At 70.7% G+C, this 25495-nt stretch carries 21 protein-coding genes; 10 read left to right on the top strand and 11 right to left on the bottom strand.

Going from position 1 to position 25495, the window contains the following annotated elements:
- Positions 1-16 precede the first annotated feature (16 nt).
- Together tatC and ACIBF8_RS19270 are read left to right on the top strand one after the other, a co-directional pair.
- Entirely contained in the window at positions 17-970 is a 954-nt protein-coding gene (gene tatC, locus ACIBF8_RS19275; protein WP_396784529.1) for a twin-arginine translocase subunit TatC, read from the top strand.
- A 136-nt stretch (positions 971-1106) separates the two neighbouring features.
- Complete coding sequence (locus ACIBF8_RS19270) at positions 1107-2030, top strand: diacylglycerol kinase (RefSeq protein ID WP_396784889.1); 924 nt, start codon at positions 1107-1109, stop codon at positions 2028-2030.
- Here ACIBF8_RS19270 and ACIBF8_RS19265 read toward each other — a convergent pair.
- A complete protein-coding gene (locus ACIBF8_RS19265; RefSeq protein WP_396784527.1) occupies positions 1993-2910 on the bottom strand; it encodes an EamA family transporter in 918 nt (305 codons plus the stop codon). The genes ACIBF8_RS19270 and ACIBF8_RS19265 overlap by 38 nt on opposite strands.
- 113 nt (positions 2911-3023) lie before the next feature.
- Here ACIBF8_RS19265 and ACIBF8_RS19260 point away from each other — a divergent pair, with 113 nt between their 5' ends.
- Together ACIBF8_RS19260 and ACIBF8_RS19255 are read left to right on the top strand one after the other, a co-directional pair.
- The gene (locus ACIBF8_RS19260; protein WP_396784526.1) at positions 3024-3320 is read left to right on the top strand and encodes a hypothetical protein; all 297 of its coding nucleotides are present in this window, start codon (positions 3024-3026) and stop codon (positions 3318-3320) included.
- Positions 3317-3715: a PIN domain-containing protein gene (locus ACIBF8_RS19255; RefSeq protein ID WP_396784525.1), complete on the top strand. Its 399-nt coding sequence runs from the start codon at positions 3317-3319 to the stop codon at positions 3713-3715. The genes ACIBF8_RS19260 and ACIBF8_RS19255 overlap by 4 nt, the downstream gene beginning before the upstream one ends.
- An 18-nt stretch (positions 3716-3733) precedes the next feature.
- On the opposite strand, the gene ACIBF8_RS19250 is transcribed toward ACIBF8_RS19255, so the two are convergent.
- Entirely contained in the window at positions 3734-4492 is a 759-nt protein-coding gene (locus tag ACIBF8_RS19250; RefSeq protein ID WP_396784524.1) for an HAD family hydrolase, read from the bottom strand.
- Positions 4493-4578: 86 nt separating this feature from the next.
- On the opposite strand from ACIBF8_RS19250, the gene ACIBF8_RS19245 reads away from it, so the two are divergent.
- Together ACIBF8_RS19245 and ACIBF8_RS19240 are read left to right on the top strand one after the other, a co-directional pair.
- Positions 4579-7380, top strand: coding sequence for a DEAD/DEAH box helicase (locus ACIBF8_RS19245; protein WP_396784523.1), 2802 nt, complete (start codon positions 4579-4581; stop codon positions 7378-7380).
- 165 nt (positions 7381-7545) lie between these two features.
- Positions 7546-8430, top strand: coding sequence for an MHYT domain-containing protein (locus ACIBF8_RS19240; RefSeq protein WP_396784521.1), 885 nt, complete (start codon positions 7546-7548; stop codon positions 8428-8430).
- 46 nt (positions 8431-8476) lie between these two features.
- Here ACIBF8_RS19240 and ACIBF8_RS19235 read toward each other — a convergent pair whose 3' ends face one another.
- The 3 genes from ACIBF8_RS19235 to ACIBF8_RS19225 all read right to left on the bottom strand — a co-directional run bounded on the left by ACIBF8_RS19235 (position 8477) and on the right by ACIBF8_RS19225 (position 12902).
- Positions 8477-9340 (bottom strand): endonuclease/exonuclease/phosphatase family protein, encoded by an 864-nt coding sequence (locus ACIBF8_RS19235; protein WP_396784519.1) that lies wholly within the window; start codon positions 9338-9340, stop codon positions 8477-8479.
- A 129-nt stretch (positions 9341-9469) separates the two neighbouring features.
- On the bottom strand, positions 9470-10408 hold the full coding sequence (locus ACIBF8_RS19230; protein WP_396784518.1) for a superoxide dismutase: 939 nt from the start codon (positions 10406-10408) through the stop codon (positions 9470-9472).
- Between the two features lie 160 nt (positions 10409-10568).
- Positions 10569-12902 carry a beta-L-arabinofuranosidase domain-containing protein gene (locus ACIBF8_RS19225; protein ID WP_396784517.1) on the bottom strand — a complete coding sequence of 778 codons (2334 nt, stop codon included), beginning with the start codon at positions 12900-12902 and terminating at the stop codon, positions 10569-10571.
- 554 nt (positions 12903-13456) lie between these two features.
- Here ACIBF8_RS19225 and ACIBF8_RS19220 point away from each other — a divergent pair.
- A complete protein-coding gene (locus ACIBF8_RS19220; RefSeq protein ID WP_396784515.1) occupies positions 13457-15301 on the top strand; it encodes a family 43 glycosylhydrolase in 1845 nt (614 codons plus the stop codon).
- A 329-nt stretch (positions 15302-15630) separates the two neighbouring features.
- Positions 15631-17001, top strand: coding sequence for an endo-1,4-beta-xylanase (locus ACIBF8_RS19215; protein ID WP_396784513.1), 1371 nt, complete (start codon positions 15631-15633; stop codon positions 16999-17001).
- Positions 17002-17089: 88 nt separating this feature from the next.
- On the opposite strand, the gene ACIBF8_RS19210 is transcribed toward ACIBF8_RS19215, so the two are convergent.
- The 3 genes from ACIBF8_RS19210 to ACIBF8_RS19200 all read right to left on the bottom strand — a co-directional run bounded on the left by ACIBF8_RS19210 (position 17090) and on the right by ACIBF8_RS19200 (position 21224).
- Positions 17090-19957 (bottom strand): glycosyl hydrolase, encoded by a 2868-nt coding sequence (locus ACIBF8_RS19210; protein ID WP_396784512.1) that lies wholly within the window; start codon positions 19955-19957, stop codon positions 17090-17092.
- Positions 19958-20113: 156 nt separating this feature from the next.
- A complete protein-coding gene (locus ACIBF8_RS19205; protein ID WP_396784511.1) occupies positions 20114-20488 on the bottom strand; it encodes an MmcQ/YjbR family DNA-binding protein in 375 nt (124 codons plus the stop codon).
- Between the two features lie 40 nt (positions 20489-20528).
- Positions 20529-21224: a DUF1223 domain-containing protein gene (locus ACIBF8_RS19200; RefSeq protein ID WP_396784510.1), complete on the bottom strand. Its 696-nt coding sequence runs from the start codon at positions 21222-21224 to the stop codon at positions 20529-20531.
- A 131-nt stretch (positions 21225-21355) separates the two neighbouring features.
- On the opposite strand from ACIBF8_RS19200, the gene ACIBF8_RS19195 reads away from it, so the two are divergent.
- Positions 21356-21658 carry a GNAT family N-acetyltransferase gene (locus ACIBF8_RS19195; RefSeq protein ID WP_396784509.1) on the top strand — a complete coding sequence of 101 codons (303 nt, stop codon included), beginning with the start codon at positions 21356-21358 and terminating at the stop codon, positions 21656-21658.
- A gap of 25 nt (positions 21659-21683) precedes the next feature.
- On the opposite strand, the gene ACIBF8_RS19190 is transcribed toward ACIBF8_RS19195, so the two are convergent.
- Together ACIBF8_RS19190 and ACIBF8_RS19185 are read right to left on the bottom strand one after the other, a co-directional pair.
- The gene (locus ACIBF8_RS19190) at positions 21684-22610 is read right to left on the bottom strand and encodes a 5'-3' exonuclease H3TH domain-containing protein (protein WP_396784508.1); all 927 of its coding nucleotides are present in this window, start codon (positions 22608-22610) and stop codon (positions 21684-21686) included.
- Positions 22611-22669: 59 nt separating this feature from the next.
- The gene (locus ACIBF8_RS19185; protein WP_396784507.1) at positions 22670-22897 is read right to left on the bottom strand and encodes a hypothetical protein; all 228 of its coding nucleotides are present in this window, start codon (positions 22895-22897) and stop codon (positions 22670-22672) included.
- 174 nt (positions 22898-23071) lie between these two features.
- Between ACIBF8_RS19185 and ACIBF8_RS19180 the strand changes: the two genes are divergently transcribed.
- The gene (locus ACIBF8_RS19180; RefSeq protein ID WP_396784506.1) at positions 23072-23959 is read left to right on the top strand and encodes a winged helix-turn-helix transcriptional regulator; all 888 of its coding nucleotides are present in this window, start codon (positions 23072-23074) and stop codon (positions 23957-23959) included.
- Positions 23960-24004: 45 nt separating this feature from the next.
- Here the strand turns inward: ACIBF8_RS19180 and ACIBF8_RS19175 are convergent, their stop codons facing one another.
- Positions 24005-25375, bottom strand: coding sequence for a glycosyl hydrolase family 18 protein (locus ACIBF8_RS19175; RefSeq protein ID WP_396784505.1), 1371 nt, complete (start codon positions 25373-25375; stop codon positions 24005-24007).
- Positions 25376-25495 lie beyond the last annotated feature (120 nt).

Genomic DNA, 25495 nt, shown 5'->3' with positions numbered 1-25495 from the left:
GAAGGGCCCCACTCCCGTGGCCTTCGCACTGCGTAAACGCGGCCCGAGCACGTTCGAGCGGGCCGCCGACGGCTCGATGACCCTCATCGAGCACGTCCGTGAGCTGCGCAACCGGCTGTTCCGCGCGTCGCTGGGCATTGTGGTCGGCTTCGGTCTCGGCATCTGGCTGGCCGGGCCGGTGCTGCACCTGCTTCAGCAGCCGTACTGTGATCTGCCCAAGGCCCGGTTGGCCAACGGCATGTGCAACTTCGTTCAGCTCGGCCCTGCCGACCTGTTCCTGCTGCAGCTGAAGGTCGCGCTCTGGGTCGGGTTGATCGTGGCCGCGCCGATCTGGCTCTATCAGCTCTGGGCATTCATCGCGCCCGGTCTGCACCGGCACGAGCGGCGCTACGCCTACGTCTTCACCGCTCTGGCCGCGCCACTCTTCGCAGCCGGTGCCGTGCTGGCATACTTCGTCACCTCGAAGGGCTTGGAGTTCCTGCTCAACGTCTCCGGTGGCGGGGACATCACCACCACGCTGGACATCACCCGGTACATCTCGTTCATCACCAACCTGATTCTGCTGTTCGGTGTGGCGTTCGAGTTCCCGCTGTTGGTGCTCATGCTCAACTTCGTGGGTATCGCCAGCGCGAAGCGGTTGCTCAGCTGGTGGCGGGTGGCGATCTTCGTGTTCTTCGCGTTCTCCGCCGTGGTCACCCCCACCCCGGACCCGTTCGGGATGACCGCGCTGGCGCTCTGCCTGTCGGCGCTCTACTTCGCCGCGGTCGGGGTGGCGTTCATCAACGACCGGCGGCGTGGGCGGGGCAAGGAGGTCTACGCCGGCATCGGCGACGACGAGGTGTCGCCGCTGGAGTTCGACGCGGACCCGGTCGTGGCCGGGCAGCGGGTCGACTCGGCCGCGCCGATCGGCGAACCTGAGCCGATCGCCGCACCGGCTCCGATCGAGCGCCGCTACGACGACATGACCTGACGGCCCCGCCGACCGGTCCACCGACGCCGTCCCCGGATCATCGGGGGCGGCGTCGTGGCGTTACGTCGCGCGCCGGTGGCGGGACTGATGGTGACGGCGGCTGCCCCTGGTGAACGGCGGGTATCCGACCGGTACGGTGCTGCCCGTGACCGCAGACGATCACCTGCCCGGCCCGGTCGCCGTGCTCGCCAACCCGACCGCCGGTCGGGGACGGCACCGTGCGCTGCTGCCCCGCCTGCTGGACGGTTTGGCCGCCGCCGGCCGGCCGGTCCGCCTGCTGCCGGCGTCCAGCCCCGCCGAGGCGGAGGCGGCGTGCCGGGCCGCGGTGGCCGAGGGCGCCGGGGCGCTGGTGGCGGTCGGTGGCGACGGCACCGTGCACCGGGCGTTGCAGGCTGTCGCCGGCACCGACGTGCCGTTCGGCCCGATCCCCGCCGGCACCGGCAACGACTTCGCCCTGGACACCGGCTTCCCAGCGGACCCGTTGAGCGCGGCGGACGTGATCGCGTCCGCGGTGCGCGAGGGCCGCCGCCAGCCGGTCGATCTGGCCCGGATGGTGGGGGTCGACGGCGCCGAGCGTTGGTACGGTGCGGTCCTCGCGGCCGGGTTCGACGCGATCGTCAACGAGCGGGCCAACCGGATGCGCTGGCCCCGCGGCCCACGCCGGTACGACCTGGCGATCCTGGTCGAGCTGGCCCGACTGCGCCCGCGCCGCTACACGATGCGCCTCGACGGGGTGCCGCACGAGCTGGACGCGGTGCTCGTGGCGGTGGGCAACTGCCCCACGTACGGCGGTGGAATGCGGATCTGCCCCAACGCCGACCCGACCGACGGGCTGCTCGACGTGGTGGTGGCGGGACGGGTGAACCGGCGCACCCTGGTGCGGGTGAAGCCGCGCATCTACCAGGGCACCCACGTCAGCCATCCGCTGGTGACCAGTTACCGGGCCCGGACGGTGGAGTTGACCGCCGACGGCATCACCTCGTACGCCGACGGGGAACGTTCCCTGGCCCTGCCGGTGACGATCAGCGCCGTTCCGGGTGCCCTGCGGCTGCTGCGTTGACCCGTACCGCGCCGATGCTGGCCGTGATGACCAGCACGATGGCGGCGCACTCCAGCAGGGTCAGCGCCTGCCGCAGCACCAACCACCCGGCGAGTGTGGCGACGGCCGGGCCGAGGCTCATCAGCACCGCGAAGGTGGCGGTGGGCATCCGCCGCAGCGCCAGCAGCTCCAGGGTGTAGGGCAGCCCGGAGGCGAGCACCGCGAGGGCCGCGCCGAGCGCCAGCACCGGCGGGTCGAGCAGCACCGCGCCGCCGTCGAGGACGCCCAGCGGCAGGGTGACCAGCGCGGCGACGGCCAGCGCCAGGGCCAGCCCGTCCGCGCCGGGGAAACGGCCGCCGACCCGAGCGCTGAGCACGATGTACGCGGCCCACATGGCGCCGGCGCCGAACGCGAAGGCCACCCCGACCGGGTTCAGCCGGTCGAAGCCGCCCTGCCCGAGCAGCGTCACCCCGGCCAGCGCGAGCCCCGCCCAGCCCCAGCTGGCCAGCCGTCGGGCGCTGAACACCGACAGCGCCAACGGGCCGAGCACCTCCAGCGTCACCGCCGGGCCCAGCGGGATGCGTTCGATGGCCTGGTAGAACAGCGAGTTCATGCCGGCCAGCGCCAGCCCGAACGCGCCGGCCGCGAGCCAGGCCGACCGGTCGTACCCCCGCAGTCGGGGCCGGCACACGACGAGCAGCAGCACCGCCGAGATGGTCAGCCGCAGGGTCACCGCGCCGGCCACCCCGGTACGCGGGAAGAGCAACGCGGCCACGGCGGAACCGAACTGCACCGACAGGGCCCCGCCGAGCACCAGCCCCACCGCGGCGACGCCAGCACGCCGGGCCGGTCGCGTGTCGGCCGGTGGCGGCGTGGGCAGCAGGATCTCGGTCACGGGCACGACGGTAGGCCGTCCGCTTCGGCCAGCTTGCGGCGGTATCCACCTCTCGACACGGCCGTAGGTGTTCGCCAACGCGGTGCTACCGGCGTACGGTCCCTGGTATGACTAGCGCGATGCGGAAGCTATCGATCTCCGTGCCACCCGACGTGGCTGAGCGCCTGGAGCGCGAGTCCAACGCCAGCGCCTACATCACCCAGGCCGTCCGTGACCGAATGCGGCTGGACGCCCTGGACGCGGAGCTGGCTCACCAGGGCATTCCGATCACCGAGCAGGGCGTGGCCGAGGCGCGCGCCCGCCGGGCCGCCGTGGAGGCCGACTGGTCGCCGGAGCGCCGCAGCGCCCTTCGCGAGCGGGCCCGCCAGCACGCGCTGGACTCCGCCGCCGGCACGCTCGAACAACCGGCGGCATGAGCCCCGAAGACGACCGCCCGGTCCGGCTCGTGCTGGACCGGTCGGCACTGCTGGCGTACCTGGCGGGGTCGGTGCATGTCGGGGAGCCGCTGCACGAGGTCATCCAGGACCGCAACAGGTTCGGCGTGACCGCCGTGACCGCGGCGGAGACCCTGGCGATCGTCAGCGACCCGAAGGAACGGGCGACCCTGCACCGGCTGTTGAACCTGGACGCGTGCGAGATGCTCTCGACCGAGGGGCACTCCTGGCAGGAGCTCAGCTTCTGGCGCACGGTGACGGGCCGTGCCGATCTGGCCAGCACAGCCCTCGCCGTCCTCGAACACGACGCCTCGATCCTCACCGCAGAGGACCGCTACGGCGACGGCGAGCTACCGGTGATCCACATTCCCGACTGACGGCACGGATCGGGCCGCTCAGCCCGGCAGGGCGAGGTCGAGCACCGCGCCGAGCCCGTTCTCCCGACCCGGCTCGGCCGCCGGGAGCACCAGCACCGAGCAGCCGGCGGCCACCGCGCCCGCGTCCGCCGGAGTGTCGCCGACCATCAGCGTCTGCTCCGGGTCGACGCCCAGCATCCCGCAGGCCCGCCAGAAGATCGCCGGGTCGGGTTTGCAGCGCCCCACCTCGTAGGAGAGCACGAACGCGCCGACCAGGTCGGTCAGACCCCAGGCGTCGAAGTGTGGCCGCAGGTCGAAGCCGATGTTGCTGACCACGGCCACCGGCACCCCGGCGTCGCGCAGCGCGGTCAGGGTGGGGGCGGTGTCGGCGTACGGGAGCCAGCCCTCGGCGATCAGCAACCGCTCGTAGAGCGCCTCGGCGAAGCCGTCGATGCCGGCGTCGACGGTCTCGGCCAATCCGGTGTACGCGCCCCGGTGGGCGTGCTGGTAGAGGTCCCGGTCGGCCCAGAGTTCGGCCAGTCGGGGCGGCACCCGCGCCGGCAGCGGCCCGCCGGCGCGCCCGGCGGTCAGCAGTCGGTCGGCCAGCGAGGTGGCGCGGACCGGGTCCAGGGTGACGCCGCACGCCGCGGCGGCCTTCAGCACCCACAGCCGGGGGTCCTCCACCTGGGCCAGGGTGCCGTGGAAGTCGAAGAGCACCGCCTTGACGGGGCGTCGGGACGCCCGGCGCTCGGCGCTGCCCGGCGGACTGGTCTGGGGCGGTTCGGCATGGTCCGGCACGCCGTGCACCCTACCGACCGCCCCGGACGGCGCCTCCGGACGGCCTTGTGGGGTGACGTGTCCCGGCACGCACTAATCTTGGAGCCATGTCGAGCCCCGCCGAGCGGTACGCAGCGGCGCGCCGCCAGGCCGCACAAGCCGCACAGTTTCCGGCGTTGGACGAGTTCGCCCTCGAACTGGGGTTCGACCTCGACGACTTCCAGCGTGAGGCGTGTCAGTCGCTGGAGCGGGGCAGCGGTGTGCTGGTCTGCGCTCCCACCGGCGCCGGTAAGACGGTGGTCGGGGAGTTCGCCGTACACCTGGCGTTGCGCGGGCGCCCCGGCGACCCGGCGGCCGCCGGCGACCCGGCGACGCCACCGACCCGGCGCAAGTGCTTCTACACCACGCCGATCAAGGCGTTGTCGAACCAGAAGTACCACGACCTGGTCGCCCGGTACGGCGCCGAGCAGGTCGGCCTGCTGACCGGCGACAACGCGATCAACGGCGACGCGCCGGTGGTGGTGATGACCACCGAGGTGCTGCGCAACATGCTCTACGCGGGCTCCAGCACCCTGCAGGGCCTCGCGTACGTGGTGATGGACGAGGTGCACTACCTGGCCGACCGGTTCCGGGGTGGGGTGTGGGAAGAGGTGATCATCCACCTGCCCGCCTCGGTGACCCTGATCTCGTTGTCGGCGACCGTCTCCAACGCCGAGGAGTTCGCCGACTGGCTGGTCACCGTGCGCGGCGAGACCGCCGTGGTGGTCAGCGAGCACCGGCCGGTGCCGTTGTGGCAGCACATGCTGGTCGGCAAGCGGATGTTCGACCTGTTCCACGACGCCGACGCCGCCCGTAAGCACGACGTGCACCCGGAGCTGCTGCGCTACACCCGGGAGACCGCGCGGCGGTTGGAGTTGGGTGAGGGGCGCAGCGCGGGGCCGGGCGCCGGACGGCGTGGCCCGCGCTGGCGTGGCCCGCTGCGCCCGGACATCGTCGACCGGCTGGACCGGGAGGGTCTGCTGCCGGCGATCCTGTTCATTTTCAGTCGGGCCGGTTGCGCCGCCGCGGTGCAGCAGTGTCTGGCCGCCGGGTTGCGGCTCACCTCGCCCGACGAGCGGGCCGAGATCCGCCGGGTGGTCGAGTCCCGGGTCACCGCCATCCCCGGTGAGGATCTGTCGGTCCTGGGCTACTGGGAGTGGCTCGACGGCCTGGAGCGCGGCCTGGCGGCCCACCACGCCGGCATGCTGCCGGTGTTCAAGGAAGTCGTCGAGGAGTTGTTCGTCCGGGGCCTGGTCAAGGCGGTCTTCGCCACCGAGACCCTGGCGCTGGGCATCAACATGCCGGCTCGCTGCGTCGTCCTGGAACGGCTGGTCAAGTACAACGGCGAGGCGCACGTCGACCTGACCCCGGGGGAGTACACGCAGCTCACCGGGCGCGCCGGCCGCCGGGGCATCGACGTGGAGGGGCACGCCGTCGTGGTGTGGTCCCCGGAGACCGACCCACGGCACGTGGCCGGGCTCGCGTCCACCCGCACCTACCCGCTGCGCTCCAGTTTCCGGCCGTCGTACAACATGGCGGTGAACCTGGTCGGCACGGTCGGCGCGGAGCCGGCCCGGGCTCTGCTGGAGTCGTCGTTCGCCCAGTTCCAGGCGGACCGCTCGGTGGTCGGCCTGGCCCGGCAGGTGCAGCGCAACACCGAGACCATCGAGGCGTACGGCGCGGAGGCCGCCTGCCACCACGGCGACTTCGACGAGTACTTCGCGCTGCGGGTGGCGATCGCCGACCGGGAGAAGGCGATCGCCCGGCAGGGGCAGACCCAGCGCAAGGCCGCCGCGGTGGCCTCGTTGGAGCGGCTGCGCGTCGGCGACGTGATCCGGGTGCCGTCGGGCCGGCGGGCCGGGCTGGCCGTCGTGCTGGATCCGGCGACCGGCGGGTTCGGTGAGCCTCGGCCGCTGGTGCTCACCCAGGACCGTTGGGCCGGGCGGGTCAGCCCCGGCGACTTCACCACCCCGGCCGAGGTGCTGGCGCGGATCCGGGTGCCCAAGCACTTCAACCACCGGTCGCCGGCCGCCCGACGGGATCTCGCCGCCGAGGTCAGCGGCACCGGCCTGGACCGGCACGGCGGCCGGCGCGGGGGGCGTTCCCGGCAGGTGACCGGCGAGGACCACCGGATCACCCAGCTCCGCACCGAGCTGCGCAACCACCCCTGCCACGCCTGCCCCGAACGGGAGGACCATGCCCGCTGGGCGGAGCGGCGTCGGCGGCTGGAGCGCGACACCGAGGAGCTGCGCGAGCGGGTCAGTGGGCGCACCGGGTCGCTCGCCCGCACGTTCGACCGGATCGTCGCCCTGCTGACCGACCGCGGCTACCTCGGTCGGGATGGCGCGGTGACCGATGCCGGTCGGATGCTCGGCCGGATCTGGACCGAGGCGGACCTGCTGGTCGCCGAGTGCCTGCGCCGGGGGGTGTGGAACGGGCTGTCCCCGGCCGAGTTGGCCGCCGCGGTGTCCGTGGTGGTGTTCGAGGCGCGCCGCGACGTCGACGAGCGGGCGTCGCTGCCGCGCGGGCCGGTGGCCGACGCGGTGGACGAGACGCTGAAACTGTGGGGGGAGATCGAGGCCGACGAGGCGGCGCGGGGGTTGACCGCGACCCGGGAGCCGGATCTCGGCTTTGCCTGGCCCGTCTACCGGTGGGCCCGGGGCGAGGCGCTGGCCAAGGTGCTCGGCAGCGGTCACGAGATCGACGGTGAGATGCCCGCCGGTGACTTCGTCCGGTGGGCCCGACAGGTCGTCGACCTGCTCGGTCAGATTGCCGACTCCGGCGGCGCCGCACCGGAGCTGCGCTCCACCGCCCGACAGGCGATCGCGGCGGTCAATCGGGGCGTCCTCGCGTACCACACGTCGGCCTGATAGTCACGTTCGGTAGTTATTGTCGTCGAATCGACGCAGCGCACGGTCACCGCAACCGCACCCCCCGGATGGCCCGGGGGGCACTGTTGCGCCTGATCAAAGCACCCCTGATCATTGCCGAGGCGTCTTGTTGACGCGCCGGTGACGAATGGGGAGAAGGCCGCCGTGGCGGAGATCAATCACTTTGAGTACGGGTGGATCACGCCCGCGCTGAGCTACGCGTTGTCGGTGCTCGGTTCGATCCTCGGTCTGGTCTGCGCCGAGCGCATTCGTACGGCGAAGACGAGCGGCCAGCGGGCCTGGTGGGGGCTGCTGTCAGCCTGGGCGCTGGGCGGCACCGCCATCTGGGCGATGCACTTCATGGCCATGCTCGGCTTCGCCGTCGAGAACACCCGGATCCGCTACGACGTACCGCTGACCGCGGCCAGCACGGCCATCGCCGTGGTGGCGGTCGGCATCGGCCTGGCCATCGTGGGCACCGGCCGGCTGAATCCGGTACGACTGATCGCCGGCGGCGTCTTCACCGGCGCTGGTGTGGCCGCCATGCACTACACCGGGATGGCCGCCATGCGGCTCAACGGCAGCCTCGACTACGACACCGCCCGGGTCGTGCTCTCGGTGGTCATCGCCGTGGTGGCGTCCACCGTCGCGCTGTGGCTCGCGATGACCGTCCGGCGGGGGTTGGCGATCTTCGCCTCCGCGCTGGTCATGGGTGTCGCCGTCAACGGGATGCACTTCACCGGCATGAGCGCCCTGTCGGTGCACCGCCACGACCGCAGCGGTGAGATCACCGGCGCCGGGGTGAGCACGCTGCTGGTGCCGATCGTGCTGGCAGTGGTCTTCGGGGTGGTCGGTCTGCTCTACGCCCTGCTCGCCGCCCCGACCGACGACGACCGGGCCGCCACCGCGTACCTGGACGGTCGACGGGAATCCGAACCGGCAGCCGCGCCGCCCACCGCTGCTCCCGACCCGGTCGGGTTGCGCGCCCGGTCCACCCTCGGCCAGCCGGGCACCCCGTTCCCGTCGCGCCGGGACACGCCGCCGCGCTGACGCCGTGCGACCGGCCCGGCTCGTCCGTACGCGGCGCGGATGCGGGTCAGGTCGGCGGCCGGCCGGCTCGTCCCCGGTCGACGACGAGGGTGGTCAGCAGGCCGGCGTGGTCGGTCACCCCCTGCATGGGCACCAGCCGCCGGCAGCAGAGCGTGATGTCGGCGGTCGCCACGATGTGTTGGAGTCGGCCGTCGCTGACCCGTTGATGGCCCGGCGGCGTACAGGAGCGCACGTCGGGGTCGTGGCCGGCGAGCAGGTTGAGGTCGCCACCGAGCACGACGGGCTGGTCGCCCGCGGCGCGGCTGATCGTCGGCAGGATCGTGTCGAGCAGGTGGTCGCACTGGGTGAGCGCGACGCGGTCGCCGGTGGCGGACAGGTGTGTGGTGCAGGCGAGCAGCGCGCCGTGGACGTCGACGCAGAGCCAGGCTCGTTCCTCGGGGTCGGCGAGGTCCTGGGTCGGGTGGATGCCGCGGTACACGGTGTGCGGGGCGTTCGGCGTCCGCATGTGGGTCAGCACCCCGACGCCGAAGCGCTGGCCGTTGCGGCACCGGGTGTCGTTGCCGCTCGGGCGGTCGCCGGCGGCCTGGAACGCGGCCACGACGGTCCGGCCAGGGTGGACGGTCTCGAAGACGCCGCGCAGGACGGGAAGGTCGTCCGCGCAGATCTCGTTGAGGGTGACCAGGTCGGGTGCCTCGACGGTGATCACCTCGGCGGCCTTGGCCATCGCCCGGCCGGTGTAGCAGCCGGCCCGGCCACTGTTGCAGAGGTTCATCTGGAGCATCCGCAGAACGGTGGGGTCCGCGCCTTCGGTGGGGACGGCCACCGTCGGCGTCGCTGGCAGCGCACCGGCGGCGACCAGGCAGCAGACGGCCAGAGTCCGGCGCAGGAATCGAAGCGAACGGGCGGCCACACGGACTCCGGGTGCACGAGGCGAACGTCATCGCCGAGGTGCCTGTGATCCTACCGGCGGCCGACGACCCCTCGGCCCGCAGCGGCGGTTCGAGGGGGCACCCGGGTAGCGGGTACCCCCTCGGAGCGGTCAGTGGGCGCGGACCGCGACGGCCGTGTACGCCGTGGTGGGGGTCGGTGGCGTGGTGAAGCGGGCATTGGGCAGATAGAGCCGGCCCAACGCCTTCGCGACGGTGGTGGGAACGTCGAAGTTCGCGTCGGTGAGGGTGGTGGTGAGCGTGCCGGCGGTGCCGGCGTGGTTCAGCCGGACCACCGCGATCTGGTTGAGGCGGTTCTGCACGACGTAGAGGGTGCGGCCGAGCAGCAGCAACCCGTCGCCGTTGGCGAAGGTGTGGCCGGGCACGTCCACGACGGTGCTCGCGCCGGTCGCCGGGTCGACCCGGTACAACGTGCCGGTGTTGGACTGGACGACGATCAGCGCCCGGCCGTCCGGTGTGGTGGCGATGCCGTTGAGGTTCACGCCGGTGCCGACCTGCTGGTACGCGCCGGTCAGTGTGATCGTGGTGAAGGCGTCGGCGGGCGGCAGTGCCCCACCGCGACCCAGCGGCAGCCGGTAGAGCACCGGCCGGTTCGAGTCGGTGAAGTACGCGGCGTCGCGGGTCAGGACGACGTCGTTGACGAAGGTCGGGGCGGTGGCGAACTGGTAGCGGGCCAGCACCTCGCCGGTGCGGGTGTCGAGCACCCGAGCGTCGCCAGCCGTGCCGCCGGAGACGAAGAGCCGGCCGCGTGGGTCGACCTTGAGACCGAGCGACGGGGTGCCGGTGGCCGCGCCGATCGTGGTGCCCCGGCCGGTGATCAGGTCGACGCGCTGGATGGCGCCGGTCGCGCGGGAGCCGAAGTAGGCGTACCGGCCGGCGGTGGCGATGCCCTCGGGCTGGAATCCGTCGGGGAGGGCGAGGACGGTCGGCGGTCGCCCACCGGGGTGCGCCTGCGCGGGCGCGACGGCGACGGAGGTCAGCAGGGCGGTGGTCAACGCGCCGACGAGCGCGGTGCGGAGGGGGCGGTTCACTGTGCTCCTTCCGGGCGGAAGCGGCACGAGCCGGCGCGTCCGCCACGTTCACTGGGGCCAGGACCCTCCCCACTGTACGACCGCTGCCGTGCGTCCGCTCGGCGTCACCGGCGCGGCCTTCGGGTGGCCGCGCCGGTGAGCCCGTCGGTCGGGGCGGAGGTCAGGCGTTGCGGACCAGCCGCCACCGGTTGTCCGCGCTGCCGTTGTCCGAATCCTGTACGGCCTGCGCGCCCCAGGCGGTCGACCCGTTCAGAATCCCGAGCAGCTTGTTGCTGTTGACGTTGCGGATCTTGTAGGTCCCGTCGCCGTTGTCCACCAGGATCCACCGGTGGTCGGCCGTGCCGTTGTCGGCCCATTGCAGGACCCGGGCGTTGTCCGCAGTGGACATGTTCTCCACCCCGAGGACCTTGCCGCTGTTGACGTTACGGAACCGCACCGCGTTGCCGTCGGTCACCAGCACCCAGTTGTGGTCCGCGGTGCCGCTGTCGCCCCACTGCACGGCCAGCCCACCATCGGCGGTGGACATGTTCTGGATGCCGAGGACCAGGCCGGTGCCGACGTTGACCAGGCGGTAGCTGCCGCCGGTGTTGCCGCCCCCGCTGGTGCTCCAGTAGACGGTGTAGTTGAAGCCGTGCGCGTCCTGGAAGGGGGTGAGGTTCACCGTGGACCCGTTGGCGCTGGCGGTGAACGCGAGTGAGCTGGTGCTGGTCCGCGTGATCGAGGAGACGGTGAGGGCCGGCAGGGCGCTCAGCGTGGTGTTGCCGTAGTTGCCGGCCAGCACTGTCGGGCCGTACGTGACGGCGGCCACCGAGCTGTTGTCGTTGGCGGCCCGCATGACGACCTGCATCGGCAGCCGCACGGTGATGGTGTCCCCGGCGGCCCAGGTGCGGGTGACCGTGGCGTAGCTGCCCGGTGTGGTGGCGACGTTCTGCACCGTGCCGTTGACGGCGATCGTCGCGCCGCTGGTCCAGGCCGGGATCCGTACCCGGATGCTCCACGAGCCACTCATCGACCCGGACAGGGTCAGGGTGCTGGTGTCGCTGACCGGGTAGCTGGTGCTCTGGGTGACCGTGATGCCGCGCTGCGACCAGGTCAGCACCGACGGCGTGAACAGGTTCACGGTCAACGTGGTCCCGTTGTAGAAGTAGATGGACTCCATCAACCTCGTGTTGATCTCCAGGCCGGTGCCCTGGCAGCACCAGAACGAGTTGTAGTCGGTGCTCCAGGTGCCGCCGCCCCAGGCCGGGCCCACACCCCGACGCCCGCCCGGGCGCAGCGGGGTGAAGTAGGTGATGTGACCGTGGCTGTCGGCCGGATTCTGCCCACCGATCAGGTGGTTGATGAGCGCCCGCTCGTAGAAGTCGAAGTAGTCGGTCCGGTTCGGGTCGAGCAGCCACAACTCCCGGGTCAGTTTGAGCATGTTGTACGTGTTGCACTGCTCGCAGGTGTCGTTGCTGAGGTACCCGGCGATCGCGTTGGGGGCCCGGAAGTGCTCCGCTTGGCTGTTGCCGCCGATGACGTAGGTGTGCGCGTTGACGGTCATGTTCCACGCGTTGCTGGCGATGTCCCGGTAGCGGGTGGTGCCGGTGGCCTTGAACTCCCGGGCCGCGCCGATCCACTTGGGCACCTGCGTGTTGGCGTGCAGCCCGGAGAGCTGGTCCTGGTTGTTCGCCAGGGGGTTGAAGACGGCGGCGTGGTCGAACCGCTGGGCGGTGGTGAGCCACCGGCTGTCGCCGGTCTGCTGGTAGATGTCGGTGAGCACGTCGTTCATGCCACCGAACTCGGTGCCCAGCATCGACTGCATCTGGCTGGAGGTCAGTCTGCTCGTCCGGGTGTCGACCCAGCCGGCGAGGGCCAGCAGGACCGTACGGGCCTGGGTGTTTCCGGTGTAGCGCCAGACGTCGAGCAGCCCGGCGAGGGTCTTGTGGATGCAGTAGTAGGGCACGTTGCCGTTGGACAGCGTCCGTGCTTCGAGGGCGGTGAAGTCGGACTCCGGGAAGCCGGAGAGGTATCCCGCGCCGAACCCGGCCGCGGAGTTGTTGGCCTGGCACTTGGCCAACTCGGCCACCATGTAGTTCGCCTTGTCCCGGCACGTGGTGTCGCCCAGCACCGCGTACGCGTACGCCCAGGCGGTCAGGAAGTGTCCCTGCATGTGCGTCCGGAACGGGAAGTTCGGCGCGTCCCAACCGCCGTTGGTGGCGGCGCCGTTGGTGGACAGCCGGTGGTTGGCGCGGAAGTTGTAGAGCATCCGGTCGACGTCGACGAACCGCAGGTAGTTGAGCGTTCGGGTCTGGTTGTCCATCCATCGGCCGGCGGTCAGCCGTACCTGACCGGGGTCGAATGGGTACGCCGAGACGCCGATGTCCGGCCGGGCCGGAGGCACGACGGCTGCGGACGCGCTCCCCGGGGTGACGGCGGCGCCGGTCGCGGAGAGCACCACGGTGGCTCCGGCTGCCTGAAGCAGGTGACGGCGGCTGAGGGGCGGGGGTGGCATGGGAAACCTCCAGGTGGCCGGGTACGTCGGGGCCGCCATCGATGGCGGCGGGGTCGTCAGCCGAAAAGGGCCGACGACATGCGGTGTGGGTGGTGGGACGCGGTCGCCGGGTGCCCATCCCTGGCGCTTATCGCGGCGCATCGATGTGATCGCTAACATAGTTGGTCGTTAACACGCCCGCAACCCCCGAGGCATCTCGCTGATCCATCCCGCGACACCCCGGCCCGGAGGCTCGTCGGCTCGGGGGCGGCTACGGTCCAAAACGGACACCCGCCGGGCTCACGATCACTCGACCGTGACCGTGCGTGACGGTCGCCGACGATTTTTCCTCCATTGACGCCCATGCGGTCGCTCAGTACGGTGCATCGTAAATCTTCGATGTCAACGTCAATACGTCAATGCTGCGATGTGGTTACGACCGTCATCCCGCGCCTCGCCAAAATCCGAGTCAAATGGGAGAAAGGGGCATTGAGAAACAGCTGTTAGCGCTAACAGGGCAGCGGTGCCTCGCCGAGTCAGGCATCGCGCACCGCACACTCTCTGTGGGAGTAATCGTGAAGGTGAAAGATCCAACCACAACCCGGGCCGTCCGCCGGGCCCGACGCGCCATCGCCTGGCTGGCGAGCGTGGCCTGCGTCCTGGCACTTATTCCGGGCACGGCCAAGGCCGACAACCCCATCGTGCAGAACATCTACACCGCGGACCCGGCGCCAATGGTGCACAACGGACGGGTGTACCTCTACACCGGACATGACGAGGACGGGTCCACCTATTTCACCATGCGTGAATGGCGGGTGTTCTCGTCTGCGGACATGGTGAACTGGACCGACCACGGCTCGCCGATGAACCTGGCGACCTTCGCGTGGGCGGACGCCAACGCGTGGGCCGGGCAGGTCGTGGCGCGTAACGGCAAATTCTACTGGTACGTGCCGGTGCGCCAGCGCTCCAACGGGCAGATGGTCATCGGTGTCGGGGTGGCGGACAGCCCGACCGGGCCGTTCCGCGACGCGCTCGGTCGGCCTCTGGTCGGCAACAACGAGATCGACCCGCACGCGTTCATCGATGATGACGGGCAGGCGTATCTGTACTGGGGTAACCCGGGTCTGTGGTACGTGAAGTTGAACCCGGACATGATTTCGTTCTCCGGCAGCGCGACGCGCATCCCGCTCACGACGGCGGGCTTCGGTACCCGTAGTGGTAACGCGAGTCGGCCGACGCTGTATGAGGAGGGGCCGTGGGTGTTCAAGCGCAACGGGTTGTACTACAACGTGTTCGCGGCGGAGTGCTGCTCGGAGTTCATCGCCTATTCCACGGCGACCGGGCCGACCGGGCCGTGGACGTATCGGGGCACGATCATGCCGCGACAGGGCAGTAGTTTCACCAATCACGCGGGTGTCATCGATTTCCAGGGCGGTTCGTATTTCTTCTATCACAACGGGGCGTTGCCCGGTGGTGGTGGTTACACCCGTTCGGTAGCGGTGGAGAAGTTCACCTACAACTCCAACGGCACGTTCCCGACGATCAACATGACCACCACGGGAGCCCCGCAGGTGGGCACGCTGAACCCGTACGTGCGGCAGGAGGCCGAGACGATCGCCTGGGGCTCGGGGATCGAGACCGAGGCGTCCAGCGAGGGCGGGATGAACGTCGGTTGGATCGAGAACGGCGACTACATCAAGGTCAAGGGTGTCGCGTTCGGGGCGGGTGCGACCTCGTTCAGCGCCCGGGTCGCGTCGGCCACCAGCGGCGGCCGGATCGAGGTACGCCTCGACAGCGCCAGCGGCCCGATCGTGGGCACCTGCACGGTGGGTGGCACCGGCGGTTGGCAGACCTGGAGCACCAGCACCTGCGCGGTGAGCGGGGCGACCGGCACTCACGATCTGTACCTGCGCTTCGCCGGCGGTAGCGGCAACCTGTTCAACATCAACTGGTGGCAGTTCAGTGGCGCCGCCGGCAGTGCCAACCTGCTCACCAACGGCGACGTGGAGAACGGCACGACGGGCTGGGGTGTGCACGGCAGCGGAACGCTCACCCGGAACACCACCGTCGCGCACGGCGGCAGCGGGTCGCTGTCGATCACCGGCCGGACCGGCGCGTGGAACGGCCCCGGTCAGGACGTGACCGCCAAGCTCACCAACGGCAAGAGCTACACCACAAACGTCTGGGTACGCGCACAGAGCGGCACCCCGTCGGCGAAGGCGACGCTGTCGCTGACCGCGGGCGGCACGACGAGCTACCTCCAGCTGACCCCGGCGGTGGGGGTGAACGTCAACGGCTGGACCCTGCTCACTGGCACGACGACCGTGTCGTGGAGCGGCACGCTGTCCAGTGCCACCTTCTATGTGGAGACGGCGCAGGGCACCGACAGTTTCCTCGTCGACGACGTCTCGTTCCAGTGACGGGCGCTGCCGGAGCCGTCCTCGGCCGGCTCCGGCAGCACGCCGACGCCCCGTCGGAGCGACCCGGGCTCGGCCCGATTGGTTACGACTTGACGAACGGCATGTTATCGCTCACAGTCGATGGTTGAGGGCGGCCGCACCTGTGGTTCACCGGGCGAACCTGCTGTGGCCCCTCGGAACGCGACGTCCGCCCAGGGCATGCCGGACGTCGGTTCGGGACTCCCCGCACTGCTGCCGCGACGGCGACCGCTGCTGCCGTCTTCCCTGTCGCAACAGCAGATCCGGGCGCTGCGCCTCCATCGCTGCACGACCACAGAGAAGGAATCCGCATGAATCACAAGAGAGCCTTGCGAGCGGCGGTGACCATCGCAGTCACCGGCGTTCTCGCCGCCGGTATGACGGTGGCGCTGACCTCCACGGCCAGCGCCGGCACGACCCTCGGGGCTTCGGCGGCCGAGAAGGGCCGTTACTTCGGCGCGGCTGTCGCGACGGGCAAGTTGTCCACCAGTGCGTACACGACGATTTTGAACCGTGAGTTCAACAGTGTTGTGGCCGAGAACGAGATGAAGTGGGATGCCACCGAGCCGCAGCAGGGTCGGTTCAGCTATACCGGTGGTGATCGTTTGGTCAGTCACGCGCAGGCCAATGGGATGAGTGTGCGGGGTCACGCGTTGTTGTGGCACGCGCAGCAGCCGGGTTGGGCGCAGGGCATGTCGGGTAGCGCGTTGCGTAACGCGGCGATCAATCACGTTACGCAGGTGGCGACGCATTTTCGGGGGAAGATTCATTCGTGGGATGTGGTGAACGAGGCGTTCGCCGATGGTGGTTCCGGTGGGCGGCGTGATTCGAACCTGCAGCGTACCGGCAATGATTGGATCGAGGCGGCGTTCCGGGCGGCGCGGGCGGCGGATCCGGGTGCGAAGTTGTGTTATAACGACTACAACACCGATGGGATCAACGCGAAGTCGACCGGTATCTACAACATGGTGCGGGACTTCAGGTCCCGTGGGGTGCCGATTGACTGTGTGGGGTTCCAGTCGCACCTGGGTACCTCGTTGGCGGGTGACTACCAGGCGAACCTGCAGCGTTTCGCTGATCTTGGTGTGGATGTGCAGATTACCGAGCTGGACGTGATGACCGGCGGCAACCAGGCCACCATCTTCGGTGCCGTCACCCGCGCCTGCCTGGCCGTGTCGCGCTGCACGGGCATCACCACCTGGGGTGTGCGGGACTGCGACTCGTGGCGGGGTTCCGACAACGCTCTGCTGTTCGACTGCAACGGCAACAAGAAGGCCGCGTACACCAGTGTCCTGAACGCCCTCAACGCCGGCACGGGTATCCCGACCACCCCGCCGCCGACGACGCCCCCGCCCACCACCCTGCCGCCCACCACCCCGCCGCCGGGGACTGCCGGTTGCTCGGCATCGGTGTCACTGAACTCGTGGACCGGTGGGTTCGTGGCCACCGTGAAGGTGACCGCCGGCTCCGCCGGTACCAGCGGCTGGAACGTCAGCCTCACCCTTCCGAGCGGTGCGAGTGTCACCAACACCTGGAGCGCGACGGCCAGTGGCTCCACCGGCACGGTGCGGTTCGCCAACGTGGACTACAACGGTCGACTCGGCGCCGGCCAGGTCACCGAGTTCGGCTTCCAGGGCAACGGCAGTGGGGCCGGCATGACGCCTACCTGCACCGCGTCCTGACCGTGACCGGCTGATCGCACACGTCGGCCGGTGCGCGGGACCGTTCCTGGTCCCTGCCCACCGGCCGACAGCGCGACGAACGGAATGATCAGGAGTACGGAAGCCGCAGCACCGACTGGTTGCCGATGCCCACCGTGCTCGGGTTGTTGCCGATCGCCGACCAGACCTCCACCCGGACCGTGCCGTTGCTCAGCGCGCCCAACGTGCCGGTGGCCGAGGACAGGCCGGCGTTCTGCGTGTAGTGCTCGTAGCCGGGGACCGGATCGGTGGCGAAGTAGCGCAGTGTCTCCACCCGATCCCAGCTGCCGTTGCCGGTGAGGTCGTAGGAGATCCGCACCTGCACGCCGTTGCCGACCGCCGACCCGGCGTCCACGAACAGGTCGAACGCGGTCTGCCCGCCGGAGTAGGCGAGGTTGAGGCCGGTCGCCGTGAAGACCTGGGCGTTGGTGGGCGTACCGTCGTGGTTTCCGTTGGCCGCCGCGACCGTCGTCGTGGCCGCGCTACCGGCGGGGCCCAACCCGCCACCGGGCAGCAAATACCGCGTCGGCCCGCCCGGGGTCGGCGGCGGGGTGGTCGTGGGTGGGGGGTCCGTCGGCGTCGTCGGGGGTACGCCGCCGGCCGCGTTGCCCCCGCTCCAGGTGTACGCCCCGGTGGTGGCCGTCTTGCCGGCGCCCACGGAGAGGGTGGTGCCGTTGGAGAACGTCACCGTGATGGGCGTGGCCGTCGGGTTCGACGCCACGTAGGTGCGGGCCCCGTTGCGGGAGAAGACCGCCGACAGCGGGTGGTTGCCGGTCACCGTGGTGTCGACGGTGCCGAGGGCGGCGAGGTTGCGGATCCAGTGGAACGTGTGGGCCCGGCTCTCTCCCTCCTCCGGGGTGTAGCCGGGGTTGGCGCGCAGGTTCGCCAGCGCCGCGTCGGCGTCCCCGAGGGCCTGGAACTGCCAGAGGATGTCCTGCCACACCGTCGGCGGTCCACCGTTGTTGCGGACGAGTTCGGCGTAGTTGGTCCGCACGTAGGCGGGGTTGTTGCCCAGGTAGAGGTGTCCGCCGGTGACCGGGAGCAGGTTGATGCCCTGGATCATCTCCGGCTCGCCGCTGAACCAGGTGGCGTACGCGCCCCCGTCGCCCCAGACCATGCCGACCGTCGAGTGCCCGAAGGCGGTGGGGAAGTTCTGGTCGCTGGCGTCGAACCAGTACTCCTGGATGGCCGCGGCCTGTGTGGTGTAGAGGAAGACGCCCGCGTCGCGGACGGCGGTGTCGCCGGTGGCCTGCCCCCACTGGATCAGGGCGCTCGCGAAGTTCATTCCCTCCGACGAGGACTCCTGGTTGTTGCCGGAGCCGAAGGAGCCGTGCCCGGACGCCCAGTCGTGGCCGGCGTAGATGTCGAAGTCCCGCAGGTACGGGAAGCGGGTGTCGTCGCGGCGGTAGTTGTTGGCGTCGCGAATCAGCAGGTCGACCATCCCGCCATAGCGGCTGGTGGCCGCCCAGGTCGGGTCGAACTTCGCCAGCGTCGCGGCGGCGGCGATGTAGTAGCCGTAGTGGAAGTGGTGGTCGTTGAGTTCCTGGTCGGACCCGTACGAGGCCGGGTAGCCGATCAGGGTGCCCCAGTTGTTGTCGTAGTAGAAGACCCGGCTGGTCTTCCCACTGGAGGCGGTGAACCAGTCGGTGAGGGTGCTGCGGATCGCGTTCAGCGCGCTGTCGCGCGTGGTGGTGTCGTTCACCTGGTCGGCGATCTCGGCGATCCGCGCGGCCCGGCCGAGCCCCTTGCCGGTCCAGTAGGTGTCGTTGCCGCGTTGGTCCATCGGGTTGGCGCGGGTGGCGGCCAGGTGCCCGGTGAGCGTCGCCAGGTCACCACCGCTGCCGTCACCGACGGCCGGCAACTCCGGCAGGATGCCCTGGAACTTCATCGCGGTGCGGAACTGGTTGACGCCGGTGAGCACCTTCATCCGGCCGCGCGCCGACGGGTAGGTCGGGGTGATCGCGGTGGATCCGCTCAACGACTTCCACTGGTGCGGGTAGAGGCTGACCACGGTCTGCGTGGCGGTGCCCTCCCGGGCGGTCGTGGTGAACGCGTACGTGGTGGTCAGGCCACTGGTCGCCGGGTTGTAGGCGTACGACACCTGGGTGCCGGTCACGTGGGCGTGCGCGTACTGGCCGTAGGTCGCGGCCAGGCTGGCGCGCTCGGTGGTGCTCGACGTCGGCGGCAGGAGGGCGACCGAGAAGTAGCCGCGACCGGCCAGGGTGGACGAGATCCGGCCGGATGCCACGCTCCAGCTGGCGCCGCTGGGCGCGAACCCGACGTAGTCGTGGCCGTTGACCCGGAAGCCGATGGTGGCCCCGCTGTTGGACCAGACGTCCGGGGTGCCGGCGGTGCTGATCTGCGCGTTCCCGCCGGTGGTCTGGAAGTACGCGAAGGGCAGGCCGTGACCGATGGTCGCGCGCATGGTGCGGGTGCCGTCGCTCCAGTGCGGGCTGACCGTCCAGTCGGTCCAACCGTCGACCCTGACCTGGGGTGCGCCGAGCCCGGCCACGCCGACCCGGATGTCCTGCACGTACGGGTAGTGGTATTCGCCGACGCCGGTAGCGGTGCCGCTGATGGCGGGCGTGGAGTTGGCGGAGAAGCCGAGCCCGTCGGTGAAGGTGTCGTACGAGATCGGGTGGGCGTGCAGGGGCTCGCTGAAGGAGCAGTCGGTGCGCTTCCACAGCAGCGAGGACCACCAGTCGTTGGTGGGGATCGGCCCGGCGGGCGCGTTGGCGGTGGCGAACTGCCGGGGGTTGCTGGACATCGAGCCGCAGCCGCTGGGGAGCGGGCCGACCGGGGTGGTGGTGTAGCTGCCGGCGCCGACGGGTGCGGCTTCGGCCGCGCGGGAGACGGGGATGGTGAGGCCGCCGACGACCAGGGCCAGGGCGGTGGCGGCGGCCAGGGCCCATCGGCGGTGGGGGACGGGAGGTTTCATGGTGCCTCCATCGCGCGCGCCGGGTGCGGCCTTGCCGGGTCCGACGCGATGCGTCTGAATTGGGGGGAACGTCAGGTGAGAGAGCGCTCTCTCGGCCACGGTAGTGGAGTACCGAGATCCCCGTCAATGTGTCCAACCGGTTGCGTGCTGATGTCGCTATTTGCCGGCGCCCGCCCGGTCGCCCAGCAACGCGTCCGGCACGCGCATCCGCCACGCGTCGGTCACCAGCTCGGTCAGCCGATCGAGGTCGACCGCCGCCAGGCGCAGCAGCACCAGGGGCAGGCCGTCGTAGCTGGGCGTGGTGAAGAAGACCTCGGGCTCGCCGAGCAGGAGAGCCTGCTTCTCGGCCTCGTCGCCGACGTACAGCACCGCGATGTCGAGCCGGATCACCCGTGGCTTGCCCGGTATCCGCTCGGGATAGGACCAGACGAACCCCTTGTCGGCGACCCGGAAGTCGAAGCCGTCACTGGGGATCTCCACGGTGTGTGGCAGGGCCGTCGCCACCCGGCGTACGTCGTCCGCGTCAGCCACCGAGCCCCCTCGCACCACGCGCCATCCGCATGGGTCGAGATTACGCGGTGGACAGCCCGACGGCGGTGGCGCCGACGATGGCGCGGTTGCCGTCCTCCTGGACATAGCCGACCACGCTGGCGCTGTACGGGTCGAGATCGGGTGGCGTGGCCAGCTCCACCTGCCCCGGCTCGGCCTGCATTGCCACCGACCTGAAGGCGCGCACCACGTTGTCCTGCCGGAGCGTCCGCCCGGCGTTCTCCCCTCGGGCGATCTCGCTGTCCAGGCCCCGTTCCACGATCGCCACGTTCAGCACCGCTCGCTCCGGCGGCCGCTCGGTCCGGTAGTCCAGCATCACCCGGCTCGCGCCGAGGTTGGCAACGGAGAGCGCGAGTGGGGTGGTGGCCCTCGATGCCATGGCGGACATGATCGCGCCGGCCGCCCGTCGGCGATCGGAGCCGACGAACTCGACGGTGCCGTTGACGACCATCTGCGGGGTGTACAGGCCTCCGGTGCCGAACGCGCGCGCGTAGGCCTCCTGCCGCGTGGTGTACGCCGCGTCCGCGAACTGGTCGGGCCAGCCCAGATCGTCCCAGTAGTCGACGTGGAACCCGAGGGCGAAGACGTTCTGCCTCCGCTCCCGGGCGTCGCGTTCGATCTCGCTCAGCAGCTCCTCCGCCGGAGGGCAACTGTTGCAGCCCTGGGACGTGAACATCTCCACGACGGCGAAGCCGCCGTCCGTCGATGGATTCGTCATGGTGGCGCGTCCCCTCCCGCGGTGTGCCCGGCGGCGTTGCGTTTCCCGTTTCGGCCGGGACAATGCGCGTACGGTCGCGCCCCGGCCGGCCTCGCGCTGAGCGTCGCCGGCTCGGGTGGTTGGATGGTCGGGTGCAGTTCACCGTGACAGACGCGCCGGAGCGGGAGCGTTTCGAGGCGCGCGACGAGGCGGGTGCGGTCGCCGGGTTCGTCACCTACCAGCTGACCGGCTCGATCATCGCCTACACCCACACCGAGGTCGACCCGGCGTACGAGGGCAGGGGCGTCGGGTCGACGCTGGCGCGGGCCGTGCTGGACGACGCGCGGAGCAAGGGCCGGACCGTCGTGCCGATCTGCCCGTTCCTCGCCGACTGGCTGGTCAAGCACCCGGAGTACGAGAGCATCGTGGTCCGGTCCACCCGCAAGATCAAATAAGCCGGGGCCGCGCCGCTCCGGGCGGTCAGGCGCCGGGGCGGGCGGCGAGGGCGTCCACCAGGCGGCGGGCGGAGCCGGCCAGGTTCCATCGTTGGGCGAGCTCGAGCAGCCGGTCCGGGTCGGCCGGCGCGGTCGGCAGCGCGGTGGGCAGCTCCGGCAGTGGCACGTCCAGGGCGACCCGGACCACCGTCGGCGCGACGGCCAGGTAGTCGCGCGCCGCGGCCAGCTTGGTGCGTAGCCCCGGTGCGAAGGACGAGTCGGAGTCGTCGAGCGCGGCCAGGATGCCGGCGATGCTGCCGTACCGCTCGATCAGTCGGGCGGCGGTCTTCTCGCCGACGCCCGCCACCCCGGGCAGCCCGTCACTGGGGTCGCCGCGCAGCGCGGCGAAGTCCGCGTACCGGTCGGCCGGCACGCCGTAGCGGGCCCGGACCGCGGCGTCGTCGCAGTCGTCGAGTTTCGCGACACCGCGCCCGACGTAGAGCAGCCGGACCGGTCGGGCGTCGTCGACGAGTTGGAACAGGTCCCGGTCGCCGGAGACCACCTCGACCGGGCCGGGCTGGGTCACCGAGAGGGTGCCGAGCACGTCGTCCGCCTCGTAGCCGGTCGCGCCGATCGCGGTGATGCCCACTGCGGCGAGGACCTCCAGGATCATCGGCACCTGCGGGGAGAGGGTGTCCGGCACGACCTCGCCACCCTGCGGGGCCACCCGGTGCGCCTTGTACGACGGCAGCAGGTCGACCCGCCAGGACGGGCGCCAGTCGTAGTCCAGTGCGCAGACCATCCGGTCGGCGCCGCGGCCACGGATCAGGGTGGCGAGCATGTCGAGGAAGCCGCGCACCGCGTTGACCGGGGTGCCGTCCTCGGCCCGGGCGGCGGACTCCGGAATGCCGAAGTAGGCCCGGAAGTAGAGGCTGGGTGCGTCGATCAGCAGGATCGGGGGTCGGTGTGCCACGCCGGACAGCCTGGCACAACCGTCCGACGATCAGGCGTACGCCCGGCCGGCGGCGGGGATCAGCGTCGCTCGTCGTGGCGGTAGACGGTCTCCCGTCGGGCCAGGTGCTGCACGACGTAGCTGGTCACCAACAGCAGGATCGCGACCACCACCTCGATCCAGGCCGCGATGCCGTCGGCGACGGTGAGACCGATGATCAGCAGGACCAGGCCGACGAGGGCGAGGACCCCGGCCCACAGTTGGCGGCGACGGCGTGTCGCCGCCCGGCTCGCCTCGTTCGTTGCCACGTCGGTCCTCCCGGTCGGGGAGTCCGGGTGGGCTCCCCGGTTCCAGGCTATGACTCCCGGTGGCGTTCGATGAGGGAAACCGGCGGGCGACGGGCGGACCACGCGTCCGCGCCGAACCGCAGCGTTCCAATCCGGAACGGACTATAGTCGGGGCGGGACCGATGGAGGTAGCGGGTGCGGCGTGAGGATCTTGCCGATGCGGACTGCGGCATCGCGCAGGCGCTCGGGGTGCTGGGGGACTGGTGGACCTTCCTCATCGTTCGCGACGTCGCCGGCGGGACGACCCGCTTCGACGCGCTCCAGCGCGAGCTGGGGGTCAGCCGACGGGCGCTGACCGAACGCCTCGCCGCCCTGGTCGAGCACGGCGTGCTGGAGCGCCGACCGTATTCGCGACATCCCCCGCGCTACGACTACGTGCTCACCGCCCGAGGCGAGGGGTTGCTGCCGGTGCTGATCGCACTTCAGGAGTGGGGAACGAGGCATCTCATGGGTGACGGAGCGCTGACCGCGACGGCCGACGCCGGCTCTGCCGAGGCGCGTCGTGTGCACGATTTGGTCGGTCGGCGGGTCCCCGAGGTCGTCCTGCCCGCCGCCGACGGGCAGCCGGTCGCGCTGGCCGCCACGGGCACGTGGACCGTGCTCTACCTGTTCCCCGGGGCGTACGCGCCGGGCACGCACGGCTATCCGCCCGGCTGGGCTGAAATCCCCGGCGCCCGGGGCTGCACCCTGGAGTCGACCACCTACGCCAAACGTCATCCGGACTTCCTGGCCGCCGGGGTGCGGGTGTACGGCGTCAGCACCCAGCGGCCCGATCAGCTCGCCGACTTCGCCGCGTACGCCGAACTGCCGTTTCCGCTGTTGTCCGACGAGGACGGCCGGCTGGGCGCCGGGTTGCTGCTGCCGGTGTTCCGGGCGGGTGGGGTGACCCGGTTCAAGCGGCTGACGCTGCTGGTCGACCCGAGGGCGGTGGTGCGCGCCGTGCAGTTCCCGGTCACCGACCCGGCCGGCTCGGTGCAGGAGATGCTCGCCCTGGTCGGGGAACACGCGGGGATCCCCGGCTGACGCCGTAGCGTCGACCGGGGATCCGGTGGGCCGTCTCCGCGCGGGTCAGGCCGGGAGCGTCCAGCGCTGGTTGGCGCCGGCGAAGCAGTCCCAGATCTGCAACCGGGTGCCGTCGGCGGAGCTGTTGTCAGTGGCGTCCAGGCACTTGTTCGACTGCGGGTTGCGCAGCGTGCCGTTGGACTGCGCCTGCCAGACCTGCGCGCCGCTGCCGTTGCAGTCCCAGAGCTGGACCTTCGCGCCGTTGGCGGTGGAGCCGCTGGTGATGTCGGCGCACTTGCCGAGGGCGCGCAGCGTGCCGTCGCTGGCCACGGTCCAGGTCTGGGCGTTGGTGCCGTTGCAGCTCCAGAGCTGGATGGCGGCGCCGTTGGCGGTGCTCGCCGAGGCCACGTCGACGCACTTGCCACCGATCCCGGTGATCCGGCCGGTCCGACCGGTCGGCGGCGGGGTGGTGCCGCCCATGATGGTGTCGTACATGGCGTTGACCAGGGAGGTCGATCCGGTGGTGTCCTGCGACAGCTCCCAGTTCATGACGCCGCCGGCGTTTGCGAGGGCCCACTGCGTCTTGCGCTTGACCGTCGGGATGCCGTTGTAGCACTGCTGCGCGCCACCGGCGGTGGTGCAGTCCCGGTTGGCGTTGGCCGGGTCCAGGGCGACCAGCGCCGAGTACGTGTAGTAGCCGGGTCGGCTGTAGAACGGGATGCCGAGCACGGCCTTGCTGGCCGGCAGTCCACGGGCTTTCCACAGGTTGACGCTGTTGATCGACCAGTCGTAGTTGGCGTGCGGGCTGCCCCCGTCGTACGCCATGATGTTGAGCCAGTCGACCTGGTTGAACACGGCCGGCTGCACGCCGTCGACGGAGTAGCCCTCGGAGACCACCGCGGCCGTGAGCAGCTTGCCGCGACTGTGCATCGCGCTGCCAAGCTGCGTCATGAGCTGGGTGTAGTTGTTGGCGGAGGCGCCCGGGTCGGGGTATTCCCAGTCCATGTCGACGCCGTCGAGGTTGTACTGGTTGACGAAGTTGACCAGGTTGTTGACGAAGTTCGTGCGGCTGCCGGAGTTGGCGGCGAGGGCTTCGAAGGCCGAGTCGTTGCCGTCGTTCCAACCGCCGACGGCGATCGACACCTTGACGTTGTTGGCGTGTGCCTGGGAGACCAGCGAGGAGAGCTTGCTCGGGTTCTCCACCGCGCGCAGGCTGCCGTCGTTGTTGGGCAGCACGAACGCGTAGTTGATGTGGGTGAGCTTGTTGTACTGGATGGTGTTGACGTTGCCGGCCCAGGAGGGCATGTAGCCGACGCTCTTGAAGTTGTTCGGGAGCACCACGGCCTGCGCGGCGGTGGAGGTGACGGTCAGGGTGGCGCCGGCCGTGGCCAGCGCGAGCAGGCCGGCGGCGAGGGCGCGGCGCAGTGGTGAGGACATCGGGGGCCTTCCCGTGGGCGGGGGACGACTCCCGCCCACGCAGGTTGTCGCGGGCGGGGGGGTGCGGGACGCAGGGACGGGTGGGCCTCGAGGCAGCCAAATCTTAAAGAGTGTTAACTG

Source organism: Micromonospora sp. NPDC050276, assembly GCF_044459545.1.
Lineage (GTDB): Bacteria > Actinomycetota > Actinomycetes > Mycobacteriales > Micromonosporaceae > Micromonospora.
Note: the sequence above shows the minus strand (reverse complement) of the source record. Positions and strands in the feature narration are given on the sequence as shown.